General features: G+C 44.7%; 7 protein-coding genes. 3 read left to right on the forward strand and 4 right to left on the reverse strand.

All coding sequences use genetic code 11. From position 1 onward, the window contains the following. Positions 1-1,162, reverse strand: a 1,162-nt coding sequence (locus V3S16_RS09270; RefSeq protein WP_413884401.1) for a DEAD/DEAH box helicase, incomplete at its 3' end; no start/stop codon positions are given. Between the two features lie 481 nt (positions 1,163-1,643). On the opposite strand from V3S16_RS09270, the gene V3S16_RS09275 reads away from it, so the two are divergent. Continuing rightward, positions 1,644-2,864: a hemolysin family protein gene (locus tag V3S16_RS09275; RefSeq protein WP_413884402.1), complete on the forward strand. Its 1,221-nt coding sequence runs from the start codon at positions 1,644-1,646 to the stop codon at positions 2,862-2,864. After that, positions 2,861-3,628: a DUF3047 domain-containing protein gene (locus tag V3S16_RS09280; RefSeq protein ID WP_413884403.1), complete on the forward strand. Its 768-nt coding sequence runs from the start codon at positions 2,861-2,863 to the stop codon at positions 3,626-3,628. Before V3S16_RS09275 ends, V3S16_RS09280 begins: the two co-directional genes overlap by 4 nt. Before the next feature lie 142 nt (positions 3,629-3,770). On the opposite strand, the gene efp is transcribed toward V3S16_RS09280, so the two are convergent. From efp to V3S16_RS09295, 3 genes are all read right to left on the reverse strand, one after another. Beyond that, a complete protein-coding gene (gene efp / locus V3S16_RS09285) occupies positions 3,771-4,334 on the reverse strand; it encodes an elongation factor P (protein ID WP_413884404.1) in 564 nt (187 codons plus the stop codon). 54 nt (positions 4,335-4,388) lie between these two features. Next, complete coding sequence (locus V3S16_RS09290; protein ID WP_413884405.1) at positions 4,389-5,156, reverse strand: phosphoribosylanthranilate isomerase; 768 nt, start codon at positions 5,154-5,156, stop codon at positions 4,389-4,391. A 232-nt stretch (positions 5,157-5,388) separates the two neighbouring features. Next, positions 5,389-6,399, reverse strand: coding sequence for a YhdH/YhfP family quinone oxidoreductase (locus V3S16_RS09295; protein ID WP_413884406.1), 1,011 nt, complete (start codon positions 6,397-6,399; stop codon positions 5,389-5,391). A gap of 397 nt (positions 6,400-6,796) precedes the next feature. Between V3S16_RS09295 and V3S16_RS09300 the strand changes: the two genes are divergently transcribed. Beyond that, the coding region (locus tag V3S16_RS09300) for a response regulator (RefSeq protein WP_413884407.1) at positions 6,797-6,962 on the forward strand (166 nt) is incomplete at its 3' end.

Consider the following 6,962-nt stretch of genomic DNA (forward strand, 5'->3'; position numbering starts at 1 on the left):
CGGAATCCTGGCCGCTGCGGCCGACCCTGCCGCTGCGCTGCCAGGTCGCCACAACCGACCCCGGATATCCCACTAAAAAGCAGAGATCCAGATCACCGATATCAATCCCCAGCTCAAGGGCGCTGGTTGATATGACCGCCAGAAGATCGCCTTGGGCAAGTCGCGCTTCGATCTCCCGGCGCTCTTTTGGAAGGAAACCGGCCCGATAGGCGCTGATACGATTTGCAAAAGAACCTGAATGACTGCCGGCCCAAAGGGCGATCAGCTCGGTAAGTTTGCGTGATTGGGTGTATACAATAGTTCGCAGGCTGCGATGAAGCGCTGCTTTCAGTAAAAGGATCGCTGTCTGGGCCGGGCTTTGAACCGGGTTGACAAACACAACATGTTTACCGCCCCGGGGAGCCCCGCTTTCAGTAATGGTTTCAACGTCAAGTCCTGTAAGTTGTTTTGTGAGTTGGGCAGGATTGGATATGGTGGCGGAACAAAATACAAATGTCGGAGAAGAACCGTAATAGGAGCAGATTCTTTGAAGCCTTCTGAAAACCAGGGCCATATGCGAACCCATAACTCCTCGGTAAGTGTGGACTTCATCGATTACCACGATCTTGAGATCGGAAAAAAATGTTGCCCATTGCCGGTGATGCGGCAGGAATGAAAGGTGGATCATTTCCGGGTTGGTCAATAGAACGTTGGGTGGAGCTTCCCGGATACGCTTGCGAAACCATGCGGAGGTATCACCGTCATAAATCGCAGCCGTGGGTTTTACCTCGCAATATGCAGAAAGTTCCTCAAAAGTCCGTAATTGATCCTGGGCAAGTGCTTTTAAGGGGAAAATGTAAAGGGCTTTGGCATCTGAGTTTTTAAATATGTTCTCAAGCACTGGGATGTTATATATTAAAGTTTTGCCGCTGGCTGTCGGCGTTGCTACCACCACATGTTGGCCGGCTCTTATCAAATCGACGGCATCTGTCTGGTGTTGGTAAAGATTACCAATCCCGGCCGATTTGATGATGTTAAGTATGTTTCCGGACCACACCTTATCAGGCTTTCTAAAAATCGGAGCTTGTTCAGGCAGCACTGTGTGATGCACTACCTGGCCGCCCAGACGTTTTGAAGACAAAAGAGATTGTATATATTCTGTTACATCCGTTGTTTTATGCATAATCTGCTTGAAAATAATCAAATCTGAGGTATATTAAATAATGAATTCGTAAAAAAACGAATTCATTCCGTTTTAAGTTGTAATTTACATGACCTCTTCCCCTTTGCAAGAGGAACTGACTAATATTGGAAAATTTGTTTCTTTTCAAAGCCATCATAAGCATTTTGAGACCTTTGCAAAACGCCCCTTTTTGCCCGATTTCTGCGTCAGGCTCAAATTTTAATCCTCGAAATACTCCAGGTATTCCTGTGGTTAAAATTTTCGCCTTTCTTGAACTCGAACAAAAATTTGCATTTTTCAAAGGTCTCATTTTTTTGATGATATTCTCAAGTTATAAAATCGCTGCACGATTTTATACAACCCGGCGGTGCCGCTCAAAAAAGGAAAGTCCTATACTTTCAAGCCTTTTGTCGAGCCCGGAAGCTTTTTTGTATTTATCCCCACGTCCTCAAAGAATCCGTTTTAAGTCAGGAATTCAATTATGATAAATCAAGTTGCCGGTTTGCTTGTATTGCTGGTGCTATCGGGGTTTTTTTCATCAGCGGAAACCGCTTTGTTTTCGATCAGCAAGACTAAAGCTCGACATTTAGCGAAATCTGAAGGCAAAGTATATCAGCTGATTCAGAAGATGAAAGATGATCCTCACCGGCTCCTTACCACTATTCTTATCGGTAACAATCTTGTTAATGTGGCGGCCGCGGCCATGGCAACCGCTGTTGCTTTAAACTATTTTTCCAACTATGCGGTGGGCATTGCCACCGGAAGCATGACGTTTCTTATCCTTGTTTTCGGTGAGGTGCTGCCCAAATCGCTTGCCACGCGCAATAACGTTCTGGTCGCCAAAATAATCATCTATCCAATCTATTGGCTTTCAATTCTGCTTTACCCGGCGGTACTGTTTCTCAACTTTATTCCCAAGCTGACAGGCAAGATTAAGAGAATTCCTGCGGTAACCGAAGAAGAATTGATGACCTTTGTGGAAATGGTTGAAGAAGAAGGCGAGATCAAAGAAGAAGAGAAAGAGCTGATTCACAAGATTTTCGAATTCGATGATACCAACGCCTCGGAGATAATGACCCCCCGGGCGGATATGTTTGTAATTGAAGCCGATAAAGAGCTTAAGTTGGATAAAATCGTCAAGTCGGGTTTTACACGCATTCCTGTAATTGAAGGCCATATAGAGAATATCATCGGCATTCTCAATATAAAGGACCTTTTTTTACATCAGGCAATTTCAGACAAAGCGATCGATATCCGCAAAATCATGACAAAACCCTATTTTGTTCCCGAGAATAAAAAACTGGACAAACTGATGCATCAATTCAAGAAAAGGAAACATCATATTGCCATCGTAGTGGATGAACACGGCGGTGTCTCCGGTCTGATAACGCTTGAAGATGCCCTTGAAGAGATTGTGGGCGAAATCAGAGACGAAACTGACAAGGAAGAGCCGCATATAGTCAAACACAAGAACAGGGAATGGACCGTGCTTGGAAAATCCGACATAGATGAAGTCAATGAAGTGATCGGCATGAATATTCCCGACTTAAAGGAATATGATACCTTTTCCGGATACGTTCTCGATACCATCGGCAGGATTCCCGATGAAAAAGAAAAAATAACCATCGGATCATATGCTATCACCATTGAAGAAAAGGAAGGAAACCGAATCAAAGAGTATAGTGTCAAAGAAATATCATGAAGTTTGACCGGATACTTGAAAAACGAATAATCCTGCTTTCAACAGTTCTGATTTGCGTTCTTCTGCTTACTGGCGCTTCCTATCTAAGAGCTCAACCGGCTGAAATAATTGAAGTAGGAAAATTTTCGAACCTATATGCCGGCAGCGATTTTCCTTCCACATGGAAACCTCTTACATTCAAAAAGATAAAACAACACACCCGCTACACTCTGGTTGCAGACAGCGGTGTTGTAGTCGTTAAGGCTGCAAGTAACTCTTCAGCCTCAGGACTTATCCGCAAAATCGAAATCGATCCTAAAATATATCCGGTTGTCACCTGGCGCTGGAAAGTGACCAAGATTTATGAAAAAGGAGATGTCACCAAAAAGAAAGGAGATGATTACCCGGCCCGGATATACATAACGTTTAAATATGACCCGGATAAAGCGGGATTCTTCCAAAAAATAAAATATAAGACTGCCAAGACGCGATACGATGAATATCCCCCTGTTGCGGTCCTTAACTACATCTGGGCCAGCCATGCTCCTGAAGGAACCATAGTCCCCAACCCATATAGCGACCAATCCATGATGATAGCCGTGGAAAGTGGTGCGAAAAAGCTCAACAGCTGGATTGAAGAAGTGCGTAATGTCTATCAAGACTATAAAAAAGCCTACGGCGAGGAACCGCCGCTTATATCCGGTGTAGCAATCATGACGGATTCGGATAATACCAAAGAATCGGCCGTATCTTATTTTGGAGATATCATCTTTCACAAGAAATGATGCACTCTTCAAAAACAGAATTCATCAAGTATTTAGTGTTTAGTATTTTGTGTTTTGTTTCAGGTAAACGCTTGTCTGATCGCCAAACAGATCCCGTCCCGCTGAAAGCGGGACGGGAGTTTCATAAAATCGTAACACGATTTTATTCTTTGACCCGTTCCACATATTCTCCGGACCTGGTGTCGATCCTAACCAGTTCGCCCTCCTCGACAAAAGGCGGTACTTGAACAACATAACCGGTTTCAAGTGTTACCGGCTTGGTACTGCCGGCGGCCGTATCTCCCTTGGCCCACTGCTCGGCACTGACAATCCTTAAGTCGACGAAATTGGGCAGAGCAACTCCAATGGCTCTGCCTTCGAAAAAAAGAACATTGCAGACCGTGTTTTCCTTCAAAAAATTGATGGCATCTCCCACCAGGTCCCGGGTTAGAAAATCCTGACCGTAGGTAGTCGTGTTCATGAAACAGTACTGGTCTTTGTCTGAATATAGGTATTCCATTTGGAATTCTTCCAGGTTGGCAGGGTTGAGTTTATCTCCGGATCTAAATGTTCGGTCAAACTGAGATCCTGTCAGCATATTTTTGAGTTTGCACTTGTACAGGGCCTGCCCCTTGCCGGGTTTGACAAATGCAAACTGAATGACCACATACGGTTCGCCGTCAATTTCGATTTTAAGACCTTTTCTCAGATCGCCGCTGTCGTACATATTTTAAACCCCCTTTCGCGTTTTCTCAATTTCGTGTTTTCGTGATAAAATAATTTATAAAGTTTGCTCTGCCCTGCGAGTCTCTTCAACCAGCCGTTTGACCTTATCCAAATCTTTCTTGAACCTGACGGAACTTTCCTCAAAATCAATTGCATTAGTTCTTGTGCAACTGTCAATTCCTGCGGGGCGAACGTGCCGGATACCTTCAAATACATTTTCAGGTGCAATCCCACCGGCCAGGATGACCGGAATGCGGCTGGTTGCAACCAGCTTGGCAGCCATGCTCCAGTCGCAGATCTTGCCGGTTATTCCGACAAATCCTTTGACCGGCTGATCAATAATCTGAACATCCGAGGTATTCAAAAGCAGCGTATCTGTCAAAAAGTAGTCACTGACCGCTTCAAACCGCCGGGCCAGTTCAAGGGTGGGGACGCGCTCTGAAAAACCGGGCGGGGCTATGGGAATGGATCGCATGATTTTGATTTCAGGAAATTTATCTTTCACGTCCTGCTGTAAAGCTAAAAGATTATCCTGGATATTGGTGCCCGTGGCTGCATCGGTCAGGTCTTCACAAAAATGCACGATATCCGGCCTGTAATAATCTAGCGCCCGATACAGGGCTTCCGAGCGGTTAAAAAGTGGAATCAGGCTGCTTAAGGCGCCGGCTGCCTGAACCATCCGGATCGTCTCTCTTATGGGTGATACCTGCCAATCCTCTTCAGACATCAAGACGCTGCCGATATTATCGACACCGAGGGCCATCAATTTTTCAGCCTCGGACGGTGTTTGCACTTCATAAATCTGCACAACAATTTTTTTCATGGCCTTATAACATCCCATTTTCAGTGATCAGTAATCACTGATCAGAATCCTGTATCTAGAATTAAGTTGGCACCCATCCATAAACACTATTTGAGCACTAAGTAGTTTTCAATTCATAAATGAGGGATTTTTTCGATGAGCAAGGCCGCACAAGGGTTTTCACCCGAGGCGTACTTTAGTACGTCGAGGGTGGAAACCCGCGGAGAACGCCGCTCATCGGAAAAATAGCCATTTATGGATGGAAACCAGATAAATTTACGACCGTCCTACCCTTTAGCTTTCCTTGCAGGATCTGATCGATATTATGATCCAACTCATCAAGTGAAATTTCGGAAATCAAACGATCCAGGCCTTTAAGTTTCCATTTGTCGGCGATTTTCCGCCATACTTGAAGACGGGCCGGCATGGGGCAGTTTTGGGAATCTATTCCGAAGAGACTTACACCCCTCAATATGAACGGGTACACGGTGAGTGGCAGATCATCAGAGGCGACGTTTCCACAGCAGGTGACGGCACCGCCGGTTTTTGTGGATTTGATGGCCGTTGCCAGTATATTTCCACCCACCGTATCGATGACGCCGGCCCACCGCCCTTTTAATAAAGGTTTGTCGCTGCTGTCCAGGACTTCATCCCTGGAAATGACTTCCCTGGCTCCAAGATCGAAAAGAAATTGTTTTTCAGCCGGTTTGCCGCTGGAGGCAACAACCTGGTAACCATTTTGAGCCAGAATTGAGAGGGCCATACTGCCGACGCCACCGGTGGCGCCGGTGACCAGTATTTCTCCCTGACTCGGAGTCACTCCATGCTCTACCATCCGATGAACGGACAAGGCCGCGGTAAAACCGGCCGTACCGTAAATCATACTTTCTTTTAAAGAAAGATTTTCCGGTAGGGGCACCACCCACTCTGCCGGGACTCGGATGTATGCGGCAAAGCCGCCCGATGTATTCATTCCAAGGTCGTAGCTGGTAACAATCACTTTATCGCCCGGCTCAAAAGCAATACTGTCGCTTGCGGCAATAACGCCGGAGGCATCGATGCCCGGTGTGTGCGGATATTTTTTGGTGACGCCCTTGTTGCCGATGGCAGAAAGGGCATCCTTGTAATTTAAAGATGAATAACTGACATTAATCAGTACGTCTCCAGCGGGCAAATCATCTATTGATTTTTCCATAATCTGCCGGACGTAATTCTTATCTTCAGTTTCCTTTACGACCATAGCTTTGAAGGTTTTATGCTCCATGGCTCAGCCTTCCTTCCGGTTGAAGATAGGTTTATTGTTCATAAGAATACCTTATAATGAAATAAAATGGAAAGGCGCATTATGCGGTAATGTTTAAATACTTAAATGCTTTTTTAACATAGGATAGCTGAAACTTCAAATAATTTGCTGAAGATGTTTATCCGGCTCCTTTCAACGTTGATGGTTTCTTAAAAAGTCGAATTCATCAACTTTAGGTTGCAATTGTTGCTGATATTTCCCGCTGTCATACAACATAGTGTATAATAATTAACTTGACATACAAAATATGGTTGACAGGCTATTAATGGCGGGGTAAAATTTGAAAATACTGCAAAGAGGCATTTAGTTATAAAAATTTAAAGCAAGTTTTTAACTTGATTATACCGGAGAAAATATCATGGGCAAAATCTTGGTCATCGATGATGAAGAATCCATTTTACTCATGCTCGCAACGGCGTTAGCAAAATGCGGCTTCAATGTTGAGATAGCAGTAGATGGTACGGAAGGAATAAAAAAGTTTGATGAAGGCCATTTTGACTTGGTTATTACGGATATTCTAATGC

The sequence above is a fragment of the Candidatus Desulfatibia sp. genome (assembly GCF_036446775.1).
Taxonomy (GTDB): Bacteria; Desulfobacterota; Desulfobacteria; order Desulfobacterales; family UBA11574; genus Desulfatibia_A.